Consider the following 23172-nt stretch of genomic DNA (forward strand, 5'->3'; position numbering starts at 1 on the left):
AAGCTGTTGAGCATTAAAATCCTTTTGATGAGGGAGTCATGGCCTTCAAGCCTATTTTTTGTCAAAGGGAAATATACTGTGTAATTACAGCATCTCGTTAGGCGAGGCTCCTGTACAAACATAGGCCACTGATCTCACGACATCCAGAGATGCCCAAGATCAGGACAGTTTTCATCGGATTAAGGTGTTAACCCAAGTGGCTTTCGCGTGAGCGAATACGTTGTGCAGTGCTGAAGCTGGGACTCGGGGATGAAGCCTTTTTCATACCATTTCCTTTTCGCTCGTCCAATTACTGCTGTTTTCTTGCATCAAAGTTCAAACAATTCAGGTCTGTCCTGAGTCACATGAGGTATGTGTGATGAATGTAATGAAAACAAACCACTCTGTTGTTGCGGCTGCACAACTGAAACAACTCAATGAATTTGCTCGCAAACTCGCGCACTCTTCACGTCGCGATAAGTGGGTGGAAAAACTGTTCAAACTCACCGAACCAGAAATTCATTTTGTTTTACAACAGCTCACTGGTGAACAACTGGCTGAACTGATCCTGTTGCTATCTGCTCCCCGTGCAGGCCATTTACTGTGTGTTATGGATAACAATGCACTCAATCTTGGCTTGGCTTACGCCAATCCTCGCGTTGTCGAAAAAGCCTTACGTAGCTTAAATGAAGATGAGCTGCATGGCGTTTTCAACATGATGAATCCGATCAATGCGGAGCGTTATCGTGAACGTCTGCGTTGGGGAGAAGAGAGCGTTGCCGCACATATGCACACGCAGCGTCTGGCTCTGCTTGAATCACAAACTGTGGTTGAAGCAAAAGAGGTGCTGTATGAGTCTTGGGGCGACTCACAAGCGCGCCATCGTCTTTACGTCGTCAATCAACATGGTTTGCTGCTTGGGGCGATTGATCCCAAAGCGCTGCTGATGGCGCATTCCGATCAGGCGTTGAGTGACCTTATTGAGCCACAATGTCTGACTCTCGATGCTGATCTTGACCAAGAGCAAGCGGCGCGTCTGCTGCTTGAGCACAACTTATCGGTGCTGCCCGTCGTACATCAGCAGCAGTTAGTCGGTTTTTTCCATCTGGAAGAAGCGGTCAGTATCTTAGAAAAAGAAACCACGGAAGATGCTGAAATGCAAGGTGGCTCCATGCCACTTGATGCGAGCTATCTACAAACGTCACCTTGGCAATTGTGGAAAAAACGCATTGTCTGGCTTTTGGTGCTGTTTGTGGCGGAAGCCTACACAGGCACGGTTTTACGCTCTTTTGAGGAGCAGTTGGAAGCGGCGATCGCCCTCGCCTTTTTTATTCCGCTACTCATCGGTACTGGCGGTAACACTGGTACGCAAATTACCACCACCATAGTACGTGCTATGGCAGTCGGCGAAGTAAGTTTACGCAATATTAGCACCGTACTTCGCAAAGAACTGTCAACCAGTACACTGGTTGCATTGGCGATGGCAATGGCTGCGTGGATCCGTGCTTGGACGCTGGGTGTCGGCCCTGAAATCGGTTTGGTGGTGATGCTGACTATTCTGGCGATAGTGCTATGGAGCGCGCTGGTATCATCGGTCATTCCTATGGTGCTGCGCCGTATGAATGTCGACCCAGCAGTAGTCTCCGCACCATTCATCGCGACCTTAGTCGATGGTACTGGCCTTATCATCTACTTTGAAATCGCCAAACTGATCTTGCCTGAATTGGCTTAACCGGCATTGGATTGAATGAATAGCGAACACCGCCAGCGTCATGCTGGCGGTGTGGTATCAGGCCTTTTGCTTTGCTTCGTACTTACCGCAAACGTAGCAAGCTGACTCGATACAACAGCAAAGAGGCTAACAGAAATCCACAGCCCAACATTTTGTTAAATGGCATCGTCTCTTGGTAAATCACCACACTTAACACTAACGTCCACACCGGCTCCAACAGCATCAGTAGCGCCGCATTCGTCGGATTGGCACTCTTTTGTCCCATGGTTTGCATTAAATAACGCAAGCTAGTGGCCAGTAACACACTGAATGCAAACCACTTCCAGGTCACTAAACTGATAGTCTCAGGCCAACTTTCAGTTAACCAAGATAACGTGATACCCAAACAACCTGCAGTAAACAATTGTAAGGTCGTCAATAACATAGGTGGAAGCTGGCTTGAGAAACGACTATTGAAGTTAAAATGCAGCGCCAAACAACATGAGGCCGCTAAAAACCACAACTGATTCGCGGCAAATTGCCAAGTGCCATTCCATGCCAACAAGAATAGTCCCACGACCGCCACGGGCAGTGAAAGCCAAAAGGCACGAATCGGTCGCTGTCCGAAAATCGGCCATGCCAATAGCGGTACAAACAACATAGAGAGGCTCATGATAAACGCGCCCTCACCCAAAGTATCACTGATTAAAATGGCATGGATCCAACAAAAAAGTGACGCGGCGAGTAAAACCCCGACCCCCATCGATTGAAAACACGCTTGCCGTGAGGCTTGTTTCAACGCAGTCAAGCAAAATGGCAACAAACAAAGCGAGGCCGCGATAAAGCGTAAGCCAATAAAGCCAAACGGGGGCAATTCTTGAATCGCTTGCTTCGAGAAAACCCAGCCTCCCGCAGCTAATAAGGTGGTCACAACAAGCAGCAATTCAGCAGGAAAACGAGTACGCATGGTTCATGTGATTGATAAGAAGAGTTATGACAGCGATTGTGCGCGAAAAGCGTGCCGCATACCAGTGTCGATTCCAGTTTAAGCGCCTTCTCACCTATCATTGAGCAAAAATAAAGCAAAAAATCAAATTTACTAAAAAATATAAAATTTTAGTATTTAGTTTCAACCTCAAACCAATAACCTGGAACAATAACCTAAGTTTTTCAATTTTTCATAGTTTGCAACCTAAGCACACACGGGAAATTCCAGTGATTATGACCAGTGTCGCAAAATGATCATAACCACTAATAGGAGTAGGATTCACCACATTATTATTTTTAGAGAAGTGAGATTTCAGTGAAAGACTCTCAGGAAGTGACCCATTTTAGTGCTGCCCGTTCCTCAAAATGGACTCAACATGATACCTATTGGTTACTGAGCCTATTTGGCACAGCAGTAGGTGCAGGGATTTTATTTTTACCGATCAATATTGGTTTAGGAGGATTCTGGCCGCTGGTGCTGATGGCAGTATTAGCCTTTCCTATGACCTATCTTTCGCATCGTGGACTGGCGCGTTTTGTACTTTCATCACGTCGTCCAAATGCCGATTTTACTGATGTGGTGGAAGAACATTTTGGCCAAAACGCTGGCCGATTGATTTCCCTACTCTATTTTTTATCGATTTTTCCTATTCTGCTTATCTACGGTGTTGGCCTTACCAACACAGTCGATAGTTTCTTGGTTAACCAAGCGGACATGGTATCGCCGCCACGCGCACTACTTTCTGGCGCTTTAGTGTTTGGGCTTATCGCTATCATGCTCAGTGGCGAGAAAATCATGCTGCGCGCTTTTGCCATCATGGTTTATCCGCTGGCGGCGATCCTTGCCCTACTCTCGCTGTATTTGATCCCTTACTGGTCAATGCCTTCGTTTGATTTTCCGCAAACCAGCGATTTTCTGCACACCGTATGGCTGGCCGTGCCGGTGGTGGTGTTCTCATTCAGCCATGCTGCGGCCATTTCAAGTTTTGCCAATATCCAACGTCGCCATTATGGTGAACAAGCCGAACAAAAGTCAGAGCTGATTCTGCGCCACACTAGCGTGGTCTTAATTTTGTTTGTGTTGCTGTTTGTCTTCTCTTGTGTACTTGCCCTTTCGCCACAAGCACTGCAAGAAGCCAAAGCACAAAACGTTTCGGTACTGACTTATCTGGCCAATGTCACTGACAACCCATTTATCGCGACGCTCGGGCCACTGGTCGCCTTCATCGCCATCACCTCTTCCTTCCTCGGCCACTTCTTAGGGGCGCGTGAAAGTTTATCTGGCCTACTGACCAAAAACTTAGGGGTATCACTACGTTTGGCGGAATGTCTCACCATCGGCTTTTTATTTGTCACCATCTGGATCGCTGCAATCCTCAACCCAAGCATTTTGGGCATGATGGAAGCGCTTTCGGGCCCAGTCATCGCAATGATTTTGTTCATTATGCCGATGATTGCCGTCTTCAAAGTGCCCGCCCTGCGTGAACATCAAAAACGTTTCAGCACTTTCTTCGTGTTACTGGTTGGATTGCTCGCCGTTTCGGCTTTGCTCTACAGTTTACTTCGCTAAATTTCCTGCGCTATTGGCTCCCTGTTGGGAGCCAAATTCCACACTGCCCGCTATTCACAACACCTCTCATATGACACTGTTGCCTTCACCATCGTACACGCATGGCAGTACGAAAATTGGCCTCTGCTTAGGCAATGCTCTTCTAACGGTCAGCAAGATGAAAGACATAAGATTCTGCTCGGCCTAAATACCATTAGAAAATGTACGGCAAATGACCATTGACGATAGTGTGACTGAGTTCTAACTTTTAAACTCAGTCGCTCAACAATTGGAGGTTTGCCAATGAAACGCAATAGCAAGAGTTATCGTCTAAAGCTGATAAGAGAGGTCGCCACTCGTAAGCAACAAGTAGAAAGCTGCAGCGATCCCATGGCTCGCTACATTTATGAAATGATGACCCAAGTAAAAGATCCGAGTGCTAATGAACCGCGTAAATTTGCGGGCAACCATTTCGATGATCAAGTAGGAGGTTGGGTCAGTGATTTGTGGTCTGAATAGACAGGTTAAAACAGAGTCTGCTGAGCGTCAGTCGGCGGTACTGTACTCTCGCTCAGATTTTCCGTTTTGCTCTGGCCACGCACCTCCAGCTGTTTACGGCGATAACGTTGCCGACAGAGTTTAATCACATGTAATTGCTGCGCAGGAGTCATGCTCAGCCACTCAAAACGCTCCTCACGCTTACGTAAACAACCTTTGCAATAGCCTTTCTCATCGACACTGCATACCCCAATGCAAGGGCTGACAATATTGAAAAACTCCAATTGCTCCATAAGTGAATCACATCCTTTTCTACTGGCTTCGTAGTGGCTTATAAGGCGACTAGGTTCAAAGTTTCATATAAACCATGACCTTATGCTGACAAAAACAGTGTTTTATTCACTATACTGTGCGGGTTTCCACATTCGGAGTGAATAATATGAAGCTTAGTTCAAAATCATTACTTGCCGCAATCACCCTTCCTGTATTGATGACCGCTTGTGCAAGCAATGGTGATGCCGTGCAGATTACCGCTCAAGATCTTCAACACCATAATTGGCAACTGACTCAAATTGATGGCAAAGATGTGGTGAAAAGCGAACACGAGCAAGCACCACGTTTGGAGATCGGTGAACAGATGATGGCCAGCGGGAATGCCGGCTGTAATAACTTCTTTGGTAAGGCTGAACTCAAAGATAACCAATTCCGCATTGAGAAAATGGGCATGACCATGAAAATGTGTATTGGTGATGCCATGGATACTGAACAAGCCGTGTCACAAACCTTGACTGACTGGAGCCAGATCACCCTAACCAAAGAGACGCTGACGCTGAAGAACGATGTTCACACGCTAACCTTTACCCTGCGTGACTGGGTCAAATAACGCCTTTCCCAGAGCAGTCCTTTAACGTCGGCATAAGATAACGGCAGCGCACATCGCTGCCGTTTTTATTTCACCCTATTTAATCCTGACCTCGCCACACTTAAGGCAAGCAAAACAAGCATTTTGAATTTTTTCCTTCATAATGAAAGACAAGCATCTTTCACCCGGTCTAGAAATACTGTAAAGCCGAAATTTTAAGGACAATTCATGAAAAAAATGCTGACTTTTCTCACGACCTGCGCCCTCTCATTTGGCGTTTCTGCGCAATCATGGGAAGAGACTACCGAGAAAGCCCGCGGACAAACGGTTTATTTCCATGCTTGGGGTGGCAGCCAAGAGATTAATAGCTACTTGCGCTGGTCTGCTGACCTACTCAAATCCCGCTATGGCGTCACCTTGCAGCATGTGAAAGTAACGGATATCGCCGAAACGACTACCCGTTTGATCGCAGAGAAAGTGGCAGGAAAAAATGAGCAAGGCAGTGTCGATTTGGTTTGGATTAACGGTGAAAACTTCAAATCCATGAAAAACAATCAGTTACTCTACGGGCCATTTGTCGAAGATTTACCTAACTGGCCGAAAGTCGACAAAAGCTTACCCGTTGACAGCGATTTTTCCGAACCCACTGAAGGCTTAGAAGCGCCTTGGGGCGTCGGACAATTGGTGTTTATTCATGATAAGCAGCAAGTGAACAATCCTCCGGCTTCATTTGCCGAGCTGCTCAGCTATGCGCAGGCTTTTCCAAACCGCATTAGCTACCCACAGCCCCCTGAATTTCATGGTACCAGCTTCTTGAAAGCAGCTCTGATCGAACTGACTCACTATGCGCCGGAACTCAATCAAGCCGTAGAGCCTGCCACGTTTGAGCAGCTCACCCAACCACTATGGCAATACTTAGATGAATTGCATGCTGTGGCTTGGCGCAAAGGCAAACAGTTTCCCGCTGGCTCTGCCCAGATGATGCAACTGCTGGATGATGGTCAACTAGACCTCGCGATCACCTTTAACCCGAATGCGGTATTTTCAGCGCAAGCTACTGGCAAGCTCGCACCGACAGCGCAAAGCTATGCGATGAAAAAGGGCGCTTTAACCAATATCCACTTCTTAGCAATTCCTTGGAACGCTAACGCAAAAGAAGGGGCGCTGGTGGCGATTAATTTCCTCCTGAGTGACGAAGCACAATCTCGTAAAGGAGATTTGTCTATTTGGGGCGATCCTTCCATATTGAAACCTCAGTTTCTGACAGGCAGTGCCAAAAATACCATCCTATTCCCTGCGATTGCTGAGCCGCACCCAAGTTGGCAAAGCGCGCTCGAAGCAGAATGGCAAAAGCGCTACGGTAATAGCTTAAAGTAACGGTTGTCAGACCATGCTTAGAACCGCCTATTGGGGTTTCATTTTGCTCTGTGTCGCGCCGATACTACCTGGGTTGGCGGGAGTCTTGATCTCAGCCTCAGGCTATCTGCCAGTACTTGGGCATCACCACGTATCTTGGCAGGGTTTTAGCCAAGTTTGGCAATGGCAAGGCGTTGAATACGCCTTGCTCCTTTCTGTTACTTCGACCTTATTCAGCACTTATCTTGCCCTCTTGATGAGCTTCGCCATTTTGCAGCGATTTTGGTTTCATCCTCGCTGGAAGCGCATAGAAAACAGTTTATCTATCCTGCTTGCCTTACCCCATGTGGCCTTCGCGATCGGTTTTGCTTTTTTGTTTGCCTCGACCGGTTGGTTGGCTCGTCTGCTCTATTATGGCTTCGAACTCAGTGACAACTCGCAGGAGGTGACGTGGTTGGTGCACGACCCTTACGCCATCGGACTTACTATCGCTCTGGCGCTAAAAGAAGTGCCATTTATTCTGTTGATCAGCTTGCCCATTTTACAGCAGTTGAATTTAACCAAGATGAAAATGCTCAGTGCTTCACTGGGTTATTCTGAGCCACAAATGTGGTGGAAGATTGTTTTCCCGCAGTGGCTGCGCAAAATCCGCTTTACCTTGTTTGCCGTCGCTGCATACGCTATTTCCGTGGTCGATTTCAGCTTAGTGTTAGGGCCGACCACTCCCCCAACGTTTTCAGTCCTAGTTTGGCAGTGGTTTAATGAACCCGATTTGAACCTACTACCTAGAGCCGCCTCTGGTGCGGTAGTGCTATTACTTCTCGCAAGCATCGTGTTAGTGGCGATTGTTGCGCTTGAGTGGTTATTCACTCGCGGCTATCGCGCGTGGCAATCTTCCGGTCGCTCTCACTTTCCTTTGCCTCACAAAAGCATACTCACGCTCTTGTTCACCATTTCAGGAGCCATGATTCCGCTCACATTGATTTGGAGTTTGGCACAGCGCTGGCGCTTCCCTGACCTCTTCCCAACCCAATGGACCGGACAATTTTGGTATGACGAGTGGCCGAATGTTCTGCACAACATGGAAACCAGCGTTTTGCTTGCCCTTGGCTCCGGTAGCTTAGCGTTATTGTTGGGCATCCTTGCCCAAGAGTATCGACTGCACACTCAACGGGCGATCCCGGTTTACATCATCGCGTTACCTATGTTACTGCCCCAGCTCTCCTTGTTGTTCGGTATTCAAGTTTTGACTCTGCTGATGGCTTCTCAAGCCTATACTTGGTGGGTGGTATGGGCACACACATTTTTTGCATTTCCCTTAGTTTACTTAGCCTTAAGTGGACCTTGGCAAAGCTACAATTCGAATTTCTCAAAGATTGCACGCAGTTTGGGTAAGAGCGAATGGCAAATTTTCTGGAAAATCAAATTGCCATTGCTGTTTCCTGCCCTGCTTTATGCGTGGGCTGTCGGGATCAGTGTCAGTTTGGCGCAGTATCTCCCGACCTTGATGCTCGGCGGCGGACGCTTAACCACTATCACAACAGAGGCCGTTGCCCTTTCTAGCGGTTACGATCGTCGAGTGACAGCCATTTACGCCCTCTGCCAAGCACTCCTGCCTTTTGTGTTCTTTTCAATAGCTCTGCTACTCGGACGCATGCAAATTCACCGCTACCGAGCAGCACAATTGACAACGGTATTTCATGATATTTTCTCTCGAAAACCTCGCCATCCATAAACAAGATGGCCGCTGCCTTTTGGCAGAGTTTAATTTGACTATCGCAGAAGGCGAGATTGTGAGCCTAATGGGCCCTAGTGGCTGCGGCAAATCCACCTTATTGAGCGTGATTGCGGGTCATCTCGCCACGGATTTTACGTTTCAAGGTTCGATGAAACTTGGGGATACGCAGCTCAACACCTTACCGGCTCATCAACGCCAAGTAGGCATGCTTTTTCAAGAAGATTGGCTTTTTCCACACCTCAATGTGTGGGAAAACTTAGCGTTTGCGTTGCCGAATTCGATTAAAGGCGAACAACGTAAGAAAAACGCTTATGCCGCTTTAACGAAAATTGCCCTCACTGAGCTGGCTTGCTCGTTTCCCGAGCAGATTTCCGGTGGCCAACGGGCACGGATCAGTTTGATGCGCATGCTGCTCGCCGAGCCTAAATTAGTTCTGCTGGATGAACCCTTCAGTAAATTAGATAAAGCCTTACGCAGCCAATTTCGAGATTGGGTTTTCAATCAACTGACCAGCGCAGGGATCCCAACACTCATGGTCACTCATGACCATGAGGATGTGCCAGTGGGCAGTCGTGTCATTGAATGGCCCGTCATTGAGCAAGAAACAGAGGTAAACCATGCTTGATCGCTACGCGATAAAAATCATTCGCTGGCCACTTCATCAAGCCGCAGGATTGCTGGATGAAGCGGGCGTCACCGCCAATCAAACCACGGTATTCGGCTTTGTGATTGGGGCATTAGCATTACCTGCGCTTGCAATGCAGCAATACTGGCTCGCCTTGTTATTGATTGTGGTTAATCGGATCTGTGATGGACTGGATGGTGCCCTCGCGCGCCGCCAAGGGCTGACAGATGCGGGAGGATTTCTCGATATTAGCCTCGACTTTCTGTTCTACTCTTTAGTGCCGTTTGGCTTTGTCCTTGCAAACCCAGAACATAACGCGGTCGCGGGCGCTTTCTTGATTTTTGCTTTTATCGGGACGGGCACTAGCTTTCTTGCTTTTGCAGTCATGGCCAGTAAACGTAACATCACCAATCCGGTGTATCAGCACAAATCCTTGTATTACATGAGTGGTCTGACAGAGGGCACGGAAACCATCGCCTGCTTCATGTTGATGTGTTTATTGCCTCACTCTTTTTCAACCCTAGCTTGGCTGTTTGGTGCTGCCTGTTGGTTTACTACGGCAACACGCATCTATTACGGTTTTCAAACCTTGCAACACGTCGAACAAGGGTAAAGTTCGCGCCCTCAACGTGAGTTGATCGATACGTTGAGGGCACAATGAGAACGATCGCCTACTCTTTTCCCCCCACTTTCAGCGCTGGCCAAGGTAAATCCCAAGGTGATAGCCAATTTTCAATCCCTTGGTTCACCGCTTCTTCGTGCCATTTCTGACCTAAGTGTGAAAACTGACGCGGATCGCACAGCCATTGGTAAACCTCACCTTGATAGGTAAAACGCAAGGCAAAAGCGTGCAAATAACCGCGATCGGACTCATCCGCCGTATTGTAAATAGGATCTCCTACAATCGCAGAACCAATCGATTTTAACGCTACGCGAATTTGGTGGGTTTTTCCGGTATGGGGCTTACACAAAAACAAGCGCTCCCCCGGTGCTGCGGTCGCGGAGAAAAATTGCGTGATCGCCGGATTTTCTTGCGAGCTCAACAACTTCCATGATGAGCGACGTGAGCGCTCCATATCTCCGCAGATCAAACCTTGTTTTTTCTTCGGCTTTTTACTGCCAATCGCCAGATAGAATTTTTCAACCTTGCGCTTAGCAAAGCCTTGCGAAAGTTCACTGGCCGCGGCGGCATTTCTTGCCAACAGCAAAATCCCTGACGTCATCTTATCCAACCGATGCACCAAGTAGAGCTGGTCATCCCCTGTTTGCGTCGCCACTTCTTGCAGCAGCATGGTATCGCCATCATCTTTATGAACCGATACGTTGGGGTGTTTATTGATAAGCAGAAAATCAGGATGGGTAAACAGAATATCAAACATAAATACGCCTCACATTACAGGACACATTATGTACTTTCTTGACACAAAAGAAAAATGCGCTTTTTATCAAAATTTAACAAAATAGATATAGCATTTATCTAGTCAGATACTTAATGATCAATAAATAAATCCAAACCAAAGGAATACAATGATACTTTTAACTAGCACTTGGGGTTGTCTACTTAAAGATTGGATACGCAAAGAAAATATCAATAATGAAGTTGTGGAAACGCAGCTTTCCCTTTGGAAAACCATGGGGAAAATCCCCCTTAATGAATGGATCTCCCTAGCTGAAAAAACACGAGAAATACATAAAGTATCGGCAGCTGCTGGAATAGAAATAGGCAGTTGTATATCCCCCTATCATGCTGGAATTCTTGGCTATTTAGCAACATTCTGCGACTCTGTTGAAAAAGCAATCACTTACTACGTTAAGTATGAAAAACTCTTCCAAACTGATGTATGTGCAAGTTTTTTTGTTGATGAAGAAAAAGGTGAAGTAGAATTAAGTTGGCCAGGAAAATTGACAAGCCTTTTGTATGAAGAATGCTCTGCTTCCGCATTAATTACATTCATTAATAACTATTTAGATTATCCATTGCAATTAAGTAGCATTGATTTTTCATTCCATGGCTCTACAGAAGCAAAACGTATATGTGAACGTTTTTTTTCTTGTGAAATAAACTATAACACCCCCAGATATGCACTTCGTACAAAAATAGAAGAAATAAGAAGACCGCTATCCTCAAGTGATATTAATTTGCTCTATTACTTAGAAAAGCAAGCCATGTATATTATGCAACAGCAGCCCTCACTCAGCTTCCTAGATACATTAAGAATACGAATTAAAGATTTATTAAAAAACGGTGACATCAACTTGGATAAATTATGCCAAGAAATATCACTTTCACCTCGCACCTTTCAGCGTAGACTAAATGCCTATAATACAAATTGGAAAGACTTAGTTGATCAAGTTAGATCTGAACTTGCTAATGAGTACATTAAAGACCCATCAATTAGTTTTACCAAGCTAACAAGTTTACTTGGCTATAGTGAGCAAAGTTCTTTCAATCGAGCTTTTTATCGTTGGTTTAAAAAAACACCATCAGAATATCGAGTTTCAATAAAATAAGCGCCTAAAAATCACACATTAATACATTGAACTATAGAATAAGACTAAATCTTTTTGTTATTGACCGATTTTAATATGGTCTCAAATGACAAATTTTTGTCCGGTATTGTCAATACATGGCTATAGATACCCTGTAGATTGATTCATGCTCTTAAGTTTATGAGTCGTTGAGCATATTAACTATGCTCATGTTTTTGAATCGATTAAAAGGTAGAAAAATGAAAATTTTAAATTTATCACTCATTATGTTAAGTTTAATATCTATAGAATCTTATGCAGCAGGTCTTTCTCCCGGCACGGTATTAGACGAAAAACATCAAGCCAAAACACATCGCCTCGTTGAAAATTTCGTACAAACACGCAAGAGTGACGGCTATCTTACATTGGTAGGTGGAGAGATCATCGGTAATACCAACAATAAGTTTGAGGTCAACGTCGGCCCACATAATACCAATATTGGTTCTGTTATAGGTAGTATAGACCTTAGCTTTAATCCTAAGGATGTCGAGTGTGCTCGTGGAGTCTATTTTTCGTTGAGCGTAGGTAATGATATACCATTTTCTCTTAATCCAACCTGTGATGCTTTATTTCATGGCGCTATTAAGCAAAGTTTTAGCCACAAAGTCGCGAGTATCGAAGTCCCCTTACCTGAGATTCCAATCGATCCAGCAGGTATATTTCGTCTCGGTGCAAAAATCGGTGCGGTGCTCAATGTTGGTACAGACTTAGAAGCAGGGCTAAAATTGGATGAAAATTCCAAACCTATTAATGTATATGCTAGTATAAGACCCTACATTTCAGGAAATGCCAATGTTAAAGGTTATGCAAAAATAGATACCATTATAAAAAGCATTGAAAAAGGAGCCCAAGGAAATTTAACCTTAATCAATGCTGGTACAAAAGCTTATGTAGAGACTGGATTAACTGAAAATGATGAATTTGAAATTAATGCCCCTCTTCAGTCATCTAATCTTTCAAAAGATTATCGACTTTATACTCGATTAAAATGGGATACTAGCGTAAAAGGCGGTAACGGGAGCATTGGCTTATATTGTGATATTAAATTATTTGGATTGGCCAGTATTTTTCATGCAAAAACTGATTTAGTAAGCTGGTCTCCAATCTATAACATAGAAAATACAATTTACGACAAAACCTCTTACCTTTAATCCCATAATTTATAGGCGCTAAATATAACCCAATAGTATTTGGAATTGTCACTGAACGACGAGGCAAAGTCATTCCCACAAGGGTAGATTATTTCATCTTATTATAATGAATAAAACTTAGCCAGCATTGCTCAATTTAGCGCCTTTACTATGAGTAAAATATATGAAGAAAATAATCATTCTCTACACCATAGGATTCCTTGTTTCACTAATTTTCAGTTATTATTTTTTCTTTAATAATCACAACCAAGAAAAACATCAACAAGGTTTATATTATACAGAGTCTTACGATTCAGCGACAAAAAATAAAAATGCCGATGAAAATGCATACAAAACATATGCTGTAAAAATAACCAGCACTCTCATAAATGGTACAGAAAAAATTAACCAGCAACTTGAAAACTTCAAAATGAAGTTGCATTTCTCAAATGGAATTATTCAAGATGGAACCGTTTATGACATTACTACATCAGAAACCTCAGATGAAATACCAATCTATTTACCGTTCACATACAAATATAAAAATGGATTATTTCAAGACATTTCACTACTTGACTTATCACCAGATCACAAACTAAATTTAATACAAACAATTCTTAATGATTTTTCTTATTCCACTTCTACAGATGAAGTTGTATTGAACTCAGCCTATATGGAAAGAAAATACATATATATTGAAAATGCTAAGCAAGTAACCAGAAAAAAAATTATAGTGACTGACCATAACGATAACTCAGATATATTGAATGAACATGAAAACTGGTTGCTTAGTCTAAATGATGATGGCACACCTAGAGATTTAACGAGTTACTTTTATAAAGAAATTAATTTTGAAAATGAAAGATTAAAAATCGAACAAGAAATATCAATAAAACAAATTTCAAATGAAAATATTTTAAACACTCCTTTTTTAATACACTCAAATGCTTATTTAAAAACAAAGACAAACAACCATTTGCAAAATGATGAAGAATTTTATATCAACGAATCAAACTTTAACACTTCCTTAGTTGAATTTGATAATCAACCTGACCTTGAAACTGCATTTTATCTTGGTCAATATCTTGCTCAACAAGGCAGCAAATTTATAAAAAAACTACTCATGAATGAAAAAACAAGTGACAGTCTCCACTCAAGTATTATTTTTGCTTTAGAGCGTTCAAAATCTGTAGAGGCTGAAAATATTCTAGCTGAACTAGCACAGGATCACTCTCTAGCAGAGAATGACAGACTTAGAGCAATTATATCAATTTCTAAAATGGGTGAAACAAATTCGTCAAATGCACTGTTAACATTACAATCTTTACTCAATGATGAAAATCTTTTAATTGCCAATACTGCCATGCTGAACATCGGTATTCTCGGCACACAAACAGAGCAACTAGGTGAAGAAGTTACAAACATCCTTAAGCATGCCTTAGAAAATACTCAGGATAAGTATTTTACTTTATCGGCCATTTATAACTTGAAGACAGACCAGCTAACCGATGATGTGTCTGCTTACATTAATAGTGCTCATCCAGAAGAGCGAAAGCTAGCTGCTAAGATTCTGGCTAGAAATACTCCGTCAGTTACAAAATTAATTGAACAACTGTCGATTGAAAAAAACCCAACGGTTATTAATACGATTACAGAGTCACTTATACAAAATCAAGAGATAAAGCTGACACAAGCACAAGCAAACCTAGTAAAAGAAAAGATTCTTCAGGAAAGTGTAAACTCCATTATTGGTTTGAGTTATCTTAAGTTATTCATGAAAGCTACAGCATATAACGAAGAGAATGTTTCTTTTATTGAACGCTTAAAAAGTGACCATTCATTGTCTGAAGATACAAGAAACTTGATAACTCAATGGATTGAAAATAATTAAACTATCCTAGTGAGAAGAGAACAGCGGAGCACATAATTGTGAGCCGCTGCCACGGCTTAAGCAAAAAACACCATCAACATCAGTACAGGACACACGAGGCGGACATACCAAGGCCAGATTTTCCAAAATAGGCTGTTTTCAATTTCAGGGCAGCCTTGTTTCAGCTCCGATAGGATCTGGTTACGATTCCAAATCCAACCCGCAATCAAGGTAATCAAAAGTGCGATGATCGGTTGTGAGTAAACCGTGGTGAAGTTAATCACTAAACCAAACAAGCTGGAGAAATTCAGCACAATCACACCGGAAATGATCGTGACCAAACCGCCAATCCATAACACCGCACTAGAGCGTTTCTGCTGTAACTCTTCCACTGCGCAAGCGACGGGCACTTCCAACATAGAAATCGAAGAAGTCAATGCGGCAATGATCATCAAAAGGAAGAAGATAATACCAATCACCGCGCCTATCACACCCATGGTGTCAAACATCGCAGGTAACACGGTAAAGACTAAGGTATCAGAATTGAGTAACTCACCAGATGAAGAGAAAATCTCCACACCATTATGTTTCGCTACAAACATAGCGGGCAGCACCATCAAGCCCGCAATGAAGGCGACACCGGTATCAATCAAAGCCACTTGAGCTGCGGTTTTCGGCAAATTTGCTTCTTTATTGAGGTATGAGCCATAAGTGGTCATCACGCATACACCCAGTGACAGCGAGAAGAAAGCTTGGCCCATCGCGCTAACCACAACATCCGGCGTAAAATGGCTCAAATCAGGTACCAGATACATCTTGAGTCCATCCAGAGCACCCTCTTGAGTGAAGATGTACACCGTCAGTAAACCAAATAGAACAAATAGCAGTGGCATTAAGCGGGTAGACCATTTTTCAATCCCGTTAGCGACACCGTTACGCACCACAAACATGGTCAATACCATGAATGACACCATCAGAATGAGATTTCGCTCAGTACTGAACGAGGTTAGCCACTGACTTGCACTGTCGGCACCAATCAGGGTTAAGCCACTACCAAACAGGGAGCCCACTAGCCAGCCTGCGACGATGGCGTAAAAGCTAAGGATGAGTGACACCACGACCATGCCGATAACACCAAGCAAAATCGCACCCCATTTGCCTTGCGGCCAAACAGAGCGAAATGCACGTATCGGGTTAGATTGACCATAACGCCCAATGGTTAACTCCGCCACCAACATCGGGTAAGCGAGAAGAAAGACCATACAGAGATAAACCAAAAGGAAAACGGCACCACCATTACTGGCAGCTTGAGTTGGGAAGCCCCACACATTGCCAAGGCCCACCGCAGAACCCGCTGCGGCCATAATAAAACCAAATCGAGAGGTGAACTGACCTCTAGAACCACTTGCCATATTTGCTACCAATGAATTGTGTTTGTTTGATTATGATTGCAGGTGTAAAAATAAAATTACACATAACAAAATCATCACTAACTTTGTAAGTATGGCAAGTAAATCAGTTCAGGAATAAAATTGGAAGCCCGAACAGTCCGTTTTGCTATTCATCAGCAACATTTCTGGCGCGTTTGTTTGTTTTTCATCCAAAACTTGACGCCTTACACTCATTTTTACAAATTAACAACAATAAGATCCTACTGACGCCTGAACGATTTGTCGTAGCAAGTAAGAAAAGCCTAACTATTTTATTAATTTGGTCGGTTTGCTTCCTTCTCTTATGCTTTCGCTTTACTATCCCCTTTGAATATCAGTTTGTTATTGGATAGGCATGGACAAGGTTTACCACTTCCTCACTTTGCTCAGTATCGGCATCTATTGGCTTTTGATCGCCGGTGTCACGATTCGCGTTGTCTTGAAAAGACGTGCGGTCAGCGTTTCTTTAGCTTGGTTGATGGTGATTTACATCATCCCGTTTGTGGGGGTGCTCTGTTATTTCCTGTTTGGGGAACTCAACCTCGGCCGTAAAAGAGCCGAACGCGCTAAAGAGATGTTTACCCCTTTCGGCCACTGGTTCCGCTCGCTCAATGATTGCCAAGCCCATGTACAAGAAGGGATGGGAGCACATATCTCACGAATTGATGAGCTGTGTAACAACCGAATGGGCATACCTGCCCTCAGTGGTAATACCTTATCTTTACTGAACTCTCCGAATGAAATCTTGCACGCCATCATTGATGATATTGAACGCGCCCAGTTTCAAATTCGTATGGTGTTCTACATCTGGCATCCTGGTGGTTTAGCCGATGCCGTTGCTTCGGCCTTGATTCAAGCCTCAAAACGCGGTGTCAACGTCAAACTGTTGCTCGATTCTGCTGGCAGCCCACGTTTTTTCCGTAGCCCTTGGGAAAAAATGATGCGCGACGCCGGAGTTGAGGTAGTACAAGCGTTAGAAGTCAGCCCTTGGCGGATCTTCCTACGTCGGCTAGATCTGCGCCAACATCGCAAAATCATTGTGATTGACGATGAAATCGCCTACACCGGCTCCATGAATATGGTTGACCCTGCCTACTTCAAGCAAAATGCAGGCGTGGGCCAGTGGATCGATATTATGGTTCGAGTGACAGGACCGACCGTGAATGTCCTCTCGGCCATTCATTGTTGGGATTGGGAATTTGAAACTGGCTCACGCATGTTGCCGAAAAATCCTGAATGCCGCCTCGAATCGAATCAACCTCAGCATCCGATCCAAGTTGTCCCTTCTGGTCCAGGTATGCCTGAGAATTTAATTTCTCAAGTGCTGACGTTAGCGATCAACCAAGCCAATCGATCAGTCTGCATCACTACACCTTATTTCGTGCCAAGCGCAGATTTGCTGGCCACATTGAAAATGACTGCGCAACGTGGCATCAAAGTCGACATTATTATTCCGAAAAAGAACGACTCGCTCATGGTGCAATGGGCTTCAAGAGCGTTTTACGGCGAATTGCTCGAAGCTGGCGTACAGATCCATGAGTTTGATGGAGGTTTGTTGCACACCAAGTCTGTCGTGATTGACCAGCAGTTCTGTTTAGTAGGGACGGTGAATCTGGATATGCGCAGCTTATGGCTTAACTTTGAGCTTACACTCGCCGTGGATGATCTGGAATTTACTCAACAGATGCATTGGCTGCAGCAGCAGTACATTGATCAGTCTCATTCCGTCGTTTATGCCGAGTGGGAGCAGCGCCCATGGTACAACCGATTCTTGGAGCGCGTATTTTATCTCTTTAACCCATTACTGTGATTTTCTCACTGAGTGGGGTTGCCATCCGGCACGGCGCCATGGTTTAAATAACGACTTAAATAACGTTTTGTAAAGTCAGACAAGGACAGCAGATGTCAGAAGGTAAAAAGACCCGCCTCGTTACCGCGGGACGCAACAAAAAATGGACACTTGGCGTGGTTAACCCCCCAGTACAACGCGCTTCTACTGTGGTATTTGATACGGTCGCGCAAAAAAACCAAGCGGCGATCAATCGCGCCAACAAAACCCTGTTTTACGGACGTCGTGGCACCACAACCCACTTCGCTTTTCAAGAAGCAATGGTTGAGATTGAAGGCGGCGCAGGTTGCGTGCTCTACCCTTGTGGCGCAGCGGCCATCACCAACGCGATTCTCTCTTTTGTTGCACAAGGTGACCATATCTTGATGGTCGATACCTGTTACGAGCCCACCCGAGACTTTTGTGAGAAAGTCCTGAAAAAGCTTGGTGTATCAACCACCTATTATGATCCTATGCTTGGTGAAGGTATTCGCGAGCTGATTCAACCCAATACCAAGGTTCTGTTTACCGAATCACCAGGCTCACTAACCATGGAAGTGCAAGATCTTCCCACACTCTCTCGCATCGCTCACCAGCACGATATCGTTGTCATGTTGGATAACACTTGGGCGGCAGGAGTACTGTTTTCACCTTTCGAACATGGCGTCGATATTTCCATTCAAGCCGCGACCAAATACATTGTCGGTCATTCTGATGTGATGCTCGGTACTGCGGTCGCCAATGAAAAGTGTTGGGCACAACTGCGTGAACACAGCTATTTGATGGGACAATACGCCTCACCTGACGATGTGTACATGGCAATGCGTGGATTGCGTACTCTCGATGTACGTTTACGCCAGCATGAACAAAACAGTTTACAGATTGCCCAGTGGTTGCAAACTCGCCCAGAAGTCGATCATGTTCGCCACCCTGCGTTAGAGACCTGTCCGGGGCACGAGTTTTTTGAACGTGATTTTACTGGCGGCAATGGCTTGTTCTCTTTTGTGTTGAAAACGACGCATCCAGAAGCCACAACCGCTCTACTCGATGGCATGCAACACTTCAGCATGGGCTTTTCTTGGGGGGGATTTGAAAGTTTGATCTTAGCCCATGAACCCAAAGCCTTTACCTCTCTTCGCTCAGTCGCGAATCCTCACTTATGCGGCACTCTGATCCGGGTTCATATCGGGCTAGAAAATGTCGAAGATTTAATCGCCGATCTGGAAGCGGGTTTTGCGCGCTACAACCAACATCTCAACGCCTGAACTTAGATAACCCTCCCCTCACTCCCATTTACTTGTCGGTATTACCAGATTTAAATCAAGTAGATGGGAGGCATAACCACATCAATAATCGATAACCCCTCCGACATCGTCCCGACCGTGACCATACGCACAACAATTTATTGCAAATCAGCAGCTATCCAAAACTTATGCAACGCTATACCTTAAGTTACTGCCTAAGGTTCCATCGAATGCTCATCTGAAGGGCAAACCGACGGCAACGATTCACGTTGTATTTTTTCGAGAGTAAGTGACGAATTATGGAAGTTTTCGTTCAGATTTTACTGCTGCTGGCAGTCACCATTTTGATCGTTGTCGGTTTTCAACGGCTACACGCACCAACCAGCCTCGCTTACCTACTGGTTGGCGTGATATTAGGCCCTTATACGATTGGCCCCACCATTGTATTGGCTGAGTTTGATGCCATTTCAGAATTTGGCGTGGTCTTTCTGCTGTTCACGATCGGCTTAAACTACTCACTTCCTCAGCTACGTATGTTGCGAGGTCAAGTTCTTACTCTAGGCAGTGGCCAAGTGGTTTTTACAACGTTATTCGTCACTCTCCTCCTCTGGCTTTGTGGCTTAACTCCCGCGGTCGCCTTTGTCTTTGGTGCTGTTTTTGCACAATCTTCTACCACTATTATGTCTAGCTTGCTCAGTGAGTCAGGTGAAACCAACACTCAGCATGGTCGATTTGGCTTAGCCATGTCCGTCTTTCAAGATGTTACAGCAGTACCTTTTTTAGTATTAATCCCACTACTGGGTACCGCATTAGCTCTTGATACACTGATGCTCAACTTAGGTTGGGCGATGCTCAAAGTTATCTGTGCTTTTGCATTAGTGATCTTGTTGGGTAAATGGCTATTACGACCGCTGTTCCATTTGGTTTCACAAAAACGTTCATCAGAAATTTTTACTCTCACCGTCCTTCTTGTCGCGCTACTGGCTGCTTGGACAACAGACAGCTTAGGTTTATCGCTGGCTTTTGGTGGTTTTCTGGCAGGCATGATCCTTGGAGAGACAGAATTTCGCCATCAAGTCGAATCCAGTATCCGTCCTTTTCGTGATGTCCTTTTAGGGTTATTTTTTATCGCGATAGGTATGCGTTTTGATCCATTCGCGCTACCTCCCATTTGGCACTGGGCATTACTCGGTGCCCTAGTGATTATTGGTAGCAAAATCGTGATCGTTTTCCTGCTACTCAGAAAAAATGCCACCCCCAAGGTTGCCTTACAGACAGGATTATTGCTCGCTGTCGGTGGTGAGTTTGGTCTAGCGCTCGTGGCTATCGCGATGGACTCTACAGTGATGAGTGCCGAATTAAGCCAAATCGCTATTACGGCTGTTTTGCTGTCCATGGTTATTGGCGCTGTTTTGATCCGTTTTAATCAGCAGATAGCCGCTCTGTTCTTTAAAGACATTCACAACGGCGCTTATGACTCTCCAGACTTTAGCGATACCCCCACTCCTCAAGTCGTGATCGGTGGATACGGTCGTGTGGGTCATACCATTGCCGTGTTGCTGGAATCTCGCGGTATCCCTTATATCGCTTTTGATAATGATCCTCATCGAGTCCAATTCGGCCGCGAGCAAGAAAAGCATGCGGTTTATTATGGAGAGATCTCCGATCACGAATTACTGGATGCAATTCACATCCAACAAGTTGCTTTGGTAATTATTACGGTAGATGGCCATGATGTCGTCTGGTCAACCTTAAAGTTGCTGCGTCAACTCTGCCCACAAGTTCCGGTTATTGCACGAGCGAGAGATTTAGAATCGAGTATTCGCCTGCGCGATGCGGGGGCGGTAAAAGCCTACCCAGAGACCATAGAGTCAAGCTTGCATCTTGGGCAGACCGCACTGCAAATTCTCGGTGTGCCTGATACTGAAATTGATACGCTTATCCAAGGGGTGCGAGATCGCGGGTACATTACGGTACTGAATGATAATGAACAGAATGAAACCCATCAATAAAACAAAAAGTTACAACTCTGTTCATGGTAAACCTTCACAAAATCACTCATAACTTAAGAACAGAAAAGCTTTAGGATTTACTCTGTACCTAAAATGTTAAGCGCAACAACAGCATTAACGGAGACTGAACGATGAAAAGATTTGCTCACATTGTGTATGTGGTTGACGGCTCATTTCCAGCCCCTTCCGCATCATTAACTACTGCAGCAGCATTGGCCAAAAACCATCATGCACGTTTAACTTTGCTTTTAGTTAATCAAGTACCTTCTTTTTCAACGGAAGTTCAGCACCTCTATCAACAAGCGCTACAACAACAAAGTGATGAACTAGAAAAATTAGCCAATAGCTTAAATCTCTCTGATTCTGTCTCGGTCAGCATCAGAACGGGGAAAAAATACGTTGAAGTGATTCATGCAGTGCAGGAATTACACTGTGACCTTGTGATTAAAGAATGCGAAGACGCGGCTTGGTTGCAACATCTTTTTGGCAGTGATGACATGCATTTACTGCGCAAGTGTCCGACACCTGTCTGGCTAATGAAACCTAAGCAAGTTCCCAAATATCGCAATGTGGTGGCCGCCATAGATTTAGAGAGTGACTCTCTGGAACCAAATCAAAAAGATAAACAATTGCTTAACCAAAAAATCTTAGAGATAGCGGCATCAATTAGCCTGATTGATAACGCCAATTTACACGTAATAAACGCCTACGATGTTCCGCAAGCAGGATTTATTGGCTTGTGGGTAGGAGAGTCCGATAAAAATGAGCAACAGTTGTATGAAAATGAACGGCGAGCCAAACGCTATGCGTTAGACAGTTGCCTAGCTCGCTTTAAACAAAAAGTTGGGGAGGAAACCTATCAGTACCTCAATCCACGCTTACATTTGGTGCAAGGCGCAGCGGCGCATGAGATCCCTAAATTTGCCCAATCGGCTAATGCTGATCTCGTAGTGATGGGCACGCTGGCTCGCTCAGGGATTGCGGGAGTTCTGATTGGCAATACCGCTGAAAATATTCTTTATCAGCTCAACTGTGCAGTAGTGACACTCAAGCCTGAAGGTTTTGTGTCACCGATTTTAGCTCCAAGCAAGTCATGAAACTTTCTTCTCACACGATGTTTCAAACGCCTTAGAGTTGGCAGAGTGGAATGAGATATTCACCTTATCGCGTGGGATTGGCTTGGCAGGGACAGCCAACTAAATGGTCGTTGACCAAACCACACGCTTGCATAAAGGCATAACAAATCGTTTCGCCCACAAACTTAAAGCCACGTTTTTTCAGAAATTTGCTCATGGCTTTTGATTCTTCCGTTGAGGCGGGTACATCGCTCATGCTTACCCAGCGGTTGATTTTGGGTTGACCACCGACAAATTGCCACAACGCGGCGTCTAAAGAGCCGAACTCCTGTTGTAACGCCAAGGCGGCTCGCGCATTCGAGAACACAGAAGCAATTTTGCCGCGATGCTTTACTACATCATACTCGGCAATGATCTGCTCAACATGGCTTTCATCACACAGTGCAAGGCGCTGTAAATCATAACCTAAAAAGGCTTGGCGATACCCTTCGCGCTTTTTCAATACCGTGAGCCAGCTTAATCCCGCTTGCGCCCCTTCCAAGGTGAGAAACTCGAATAGCTTGGTATCATCATGCACAGCTCTGCCCCACTCTTTATCGTGATATTCACGCTCTAAGGGATGGTTTATCGCCCAAGCACATACGCCCTGTTCCGCATTCATCATGCTTATCCTTCTTCGTTCAATGAGCAACGTGGCTCCAAAGAGCCACGTATTTTAAGGTCTCTAATCAGCGTTCACTGACATTAT

Annotated in this window: 20 protein-coding genes and 1 riboswitch; of the genes, 15 read left to right on the forward strand and 5 right to left on the reverse strand. The window is 44.7% G+C overall.

Going from position 1 to position 23172, the window contains the following annotated elements; genetic code table 11:
- The first annotated feature begins 86 nt into the window (after window positions 1-86).
- A riboswitch (M-box (ykoK) riboswitch) is annotated at window positions 87-256 on the forward strand.
- Window positions 257-358: 102 nt separating this feature from the next.
- Window positions 359-1711: a magnesium transporter gene (gene mgtE / locus R4537_RS12720; RefSeq protein ID WP_071178370.1), complete on the forward strand. Its 1353-nt coding sequence runs from the start codon at window positions 359-361 to the stop codon at window positions 1709-1711.
- 82 nt (window positions 1712-1793) lie between these two features.
- On the opposite strand, the gene R4537_RS12725 is transcribed toward mgtE, so the two are convergent.
- Complete coding sequence (locus R4537_RS12725) at window positions 1794-2657, reverse strand: DMT family transporter (protein WP_071178371.1); 864 nt, start codon at window positions 2655-2657, stop codon at window positions 1794-1796.
- A 336-nt stretch (window positions 2658-2993) separates the two neighbouring features.
- Between R4537_RS12725 and R4537_RS12730 the strand changes: the two genes are divergently transcribed.
- Window positions 2994-4247: an aromatic amino acid transport family protein gene (locus tag R4537_RS12730; protein ID WP_071178372.1), complete on the forward strand. Its 1254-nt coding sequence runs from the start codon at window positions 2994-2996 to the stop codon at window positions 4245-4247.
- A gap of 282 nt (window positions 4248-4529) precedes the next feature.
- Complete coding sequence (locus tag R4537_RS12735; RefSeq protein WP_000828213.1) at window positions 4530-4745, forward strand: hypothetical protein; 216 nt, start codon at window positions 4530-4532, stop codon at window positions 4743-4745.
- A gap of 5 nt (window positions 4746-4750) precedes the next feature.
- Here R4537_RS12735 and R4537_RS12740 read toward each other — a convergent pair whose 3' ends face one another.
- On the reverse strand, window positions 4751-5017 hold the full coding sequence (locus tag R4537_RS12740) for a DUF1289 domain-containing protein (protein WP_019828519.1): 267 nt from the start codon (window positions 5015-5017) through the stop codon (window positions 4751-4753).
- Between the two features lie 146 nt (window positions 5018-5163).
- Between R4537_RS12740 and R4537_RS12745 the strand changes: the two genes are divergently transcribed.
- The 5 genes from R4537_RS12745 (at window position 5164) to R4537_RS12765 (ending at window position 9918) form a co-directional block, all read left to right on the forward strand.
- Window positions 5164-5607, forward strand: coding sequence for an META domain-containing protein (locus R4537_RS12745; RefSeq protein ID WP_000778133.1), 444 nt, complete (start codon window positions 5164-5166; stop codon window positions 5605-5607).
- 207 nt (window positions 5608-5814) lie between these two features.
- Window positions 5815-6963, forward strand: a complete 1149-nt coding sequence (locus R4537_RS12750; protein ID WP_042988429.1) for an ABC transporter substrate-binding protein — start codon at window positions 5815-5817, stop codon at window positions 6961-6963.
- A 13-nt stretch (window positions 6964-6976) separates the two neighbouring features.
- Entirely contained in the window at window positions 6977-8677 is a 1701-nt protein-coding gene (locus R4537_RS12755) for an ABC transporter permease (RefSeq protein WP_071178373.1), read from the forward strand.
- Window positions 8643-9305, forward strand: a complete 663-nt coding sequence (locus tag R4537_RS12760; RefSeq protein ID WP_000577782.1) for an ATP-binding cassette domain-containing protein — start codon at window positions 8643-8645, stop codon at window positions 9303-9305. The genes R4537_RS12755 and R4537_RS12760 overlap by 35 nt, the downstream gene beginning before the upstream one ends.
- Window positions 9298-9918, forward strand: coding sequence for a CDP-alcohol phosphatidyltransferase family protein (locus R4537_RS12765; protein WP_057557222.1), 621 nt, complete (start codon window positions 9298-9300; stop codon window positions 9916-9918). The genes R4537_RS12760 and R4537_RS12765 overlap by 8 nt, the downstream gene beginning before the upstream one ends.
- Before the next feature lie 58 nt (window positions 9919-9976).
- Here the strand turns inward: R4537_RS12765 and R4537_RS12770 are convergent, their stop codons facing one another.
- Complete coding sequence (locus R4537_RS12770) at window positions 9977-10684, reverse strand: TIGR01621 family pseudouridine synthase (protein WP_071178374.1); 708 nt, start codon at window positions 10682-10684, stop codon at window positions 9977-9979.
- A 148-nt stretch (window positions 10685-10832) separates the two neighbouring features.
- Between R4537_RS12770 and R4537_RS12775 the strand changes: the two genes are divergently transcribed.
- The 3 genes from R4537_RS12775 to R4537_RS12785 all read left to right on the forward strand — a co-directional run bounded on the left by R4537_RS12775 (window position 10833) and on the right by R4537_RS12785 (window position 14855).
- Complete coding sequence (locus R4537_RS12775) at window positions 10833-11816, forward strand: AraC family transcriptional regulator (RefSeq protein ID WP_071178375.1); 984 nt, start codon at window positions 10833-10835, stop codon at window positions 11814-11816.
- A gap of 218 nt (window positions 11817-12034) precedes the next feature.
- Entirely contained in the window at window positions 12035-12985 is a 951-nt protein-coding gene (locus R4537_RS12780) for a hypothetical protein (RefSeq protein ID WP_071178580.1), read from the forward strand.
- Between the two features lie 163 nt (window positions 12986-13148).
- The gene (locus R4537_RS12785) at window positions 13149-14855 is read left to right on the forward strand and encodes a HEAT repeat domain-containing protein (RefSeq protein WP_071178376.1); all 1707 of its coding nucleotides are present in this window, start codon (window positions 13149-13151) and stop codon (window positions 14853-14855) included.
- Between the two features lie 56 nt (window positions 14856-14911).
- On the opposite strand, the gene R4537_RS12790 is transcribed toward R4537_RS12785, so the two are convergent.
- Window positions 14912-16246 carry a sodium-dependent transporter gene (locus R4537_RS12790; protein ID WP_071178377.1) on the reverse strand — a complete coding sequence of 445 codons (1335 nt, stop codon included), beginning with the start codon at window positions 16244-16246 and terminating at the stop codon, window positions 14912-14914.
- A gap of 373 nt (window positions 16247-16619) precedes the next feature.
- Between R4537_RS12790 and cls the strand changes: the two genes are divergently transcribed.
- From cls to R4537_RS12810, 4 genes are all read left to right on the forward strand, one after another.
- Window positions 16620-18074: a cardiolipin synthase gene (gene cls / locus R4537_RS12795; protein WP_071178378.1), complete on the forward strand. Its 1455-nt coding sequence runs from the start codon at window positions 16620-16622 to the stop codon at window positions 18072-18074.
- Window positions 18075-18166: 92 nt separating this feature from the next.
- The gene (locus R4537_RS12800) at window positions 18167-19357 is read left to right on the forward strand and encodes a cystathionine beta-lyase (RefSeq protein ID WP_071178379.1); all 1191 of its coding nucleotides are present in this window, start codon (window positions 18167-18169) and stop codon (window positions 19355-19357) included.
- A 278-nt stretch (window positions 19358-19635) separates the two neighbouring features.
- Window positions 19636-21348 (forward strand): cation:proton antiporter, encoded by a 1713-nt coding sequence (locus R4537_RS12805; RefSeq protein ID WP_080286441.1) that lies wholly within the window; start codon window positions 19636-19638, stop codon window positions 21346-21348.
- A 131-nt stretch (window positions 21349-21479) separates the two neighbouring features.
- Window positions 21480-22445, forward strand: coding sequence for a universal stress protein (locus R4537_RS12810; protein WP_000819134.1), 966 nt, complete (start codon window positions 21480-21482; stop codon window positions 22443-22445).
- Between the two features lie 64 nt (window positions 22446-22509).
- On the opposite strand, the gene R4537_RS12815 is transcribed toward R4537_RS12810, so the two are convergent.
- Window positions 22510-23088, reverse strand: coding sequence for a DNA-3-methyladenine glycosylase I (locus R4537_RS12815; RefSeq protein WP_071178380.1), 579 nt, complete (start codon window positions 23086-23088; stop codon window positions 22510-22512).
- Window positions 23089-23172: the final 84 nt, after the last annotated feature.

This window comes from Vibrio paracholerae (genome assembly GCF_037672085.1).
Lineage (GTDB): Bacteria > Pseudomonadota > Gammaproteobacteria > Enterobacterales > Vibrionaceae > Vibrio > Vibrio cholerae.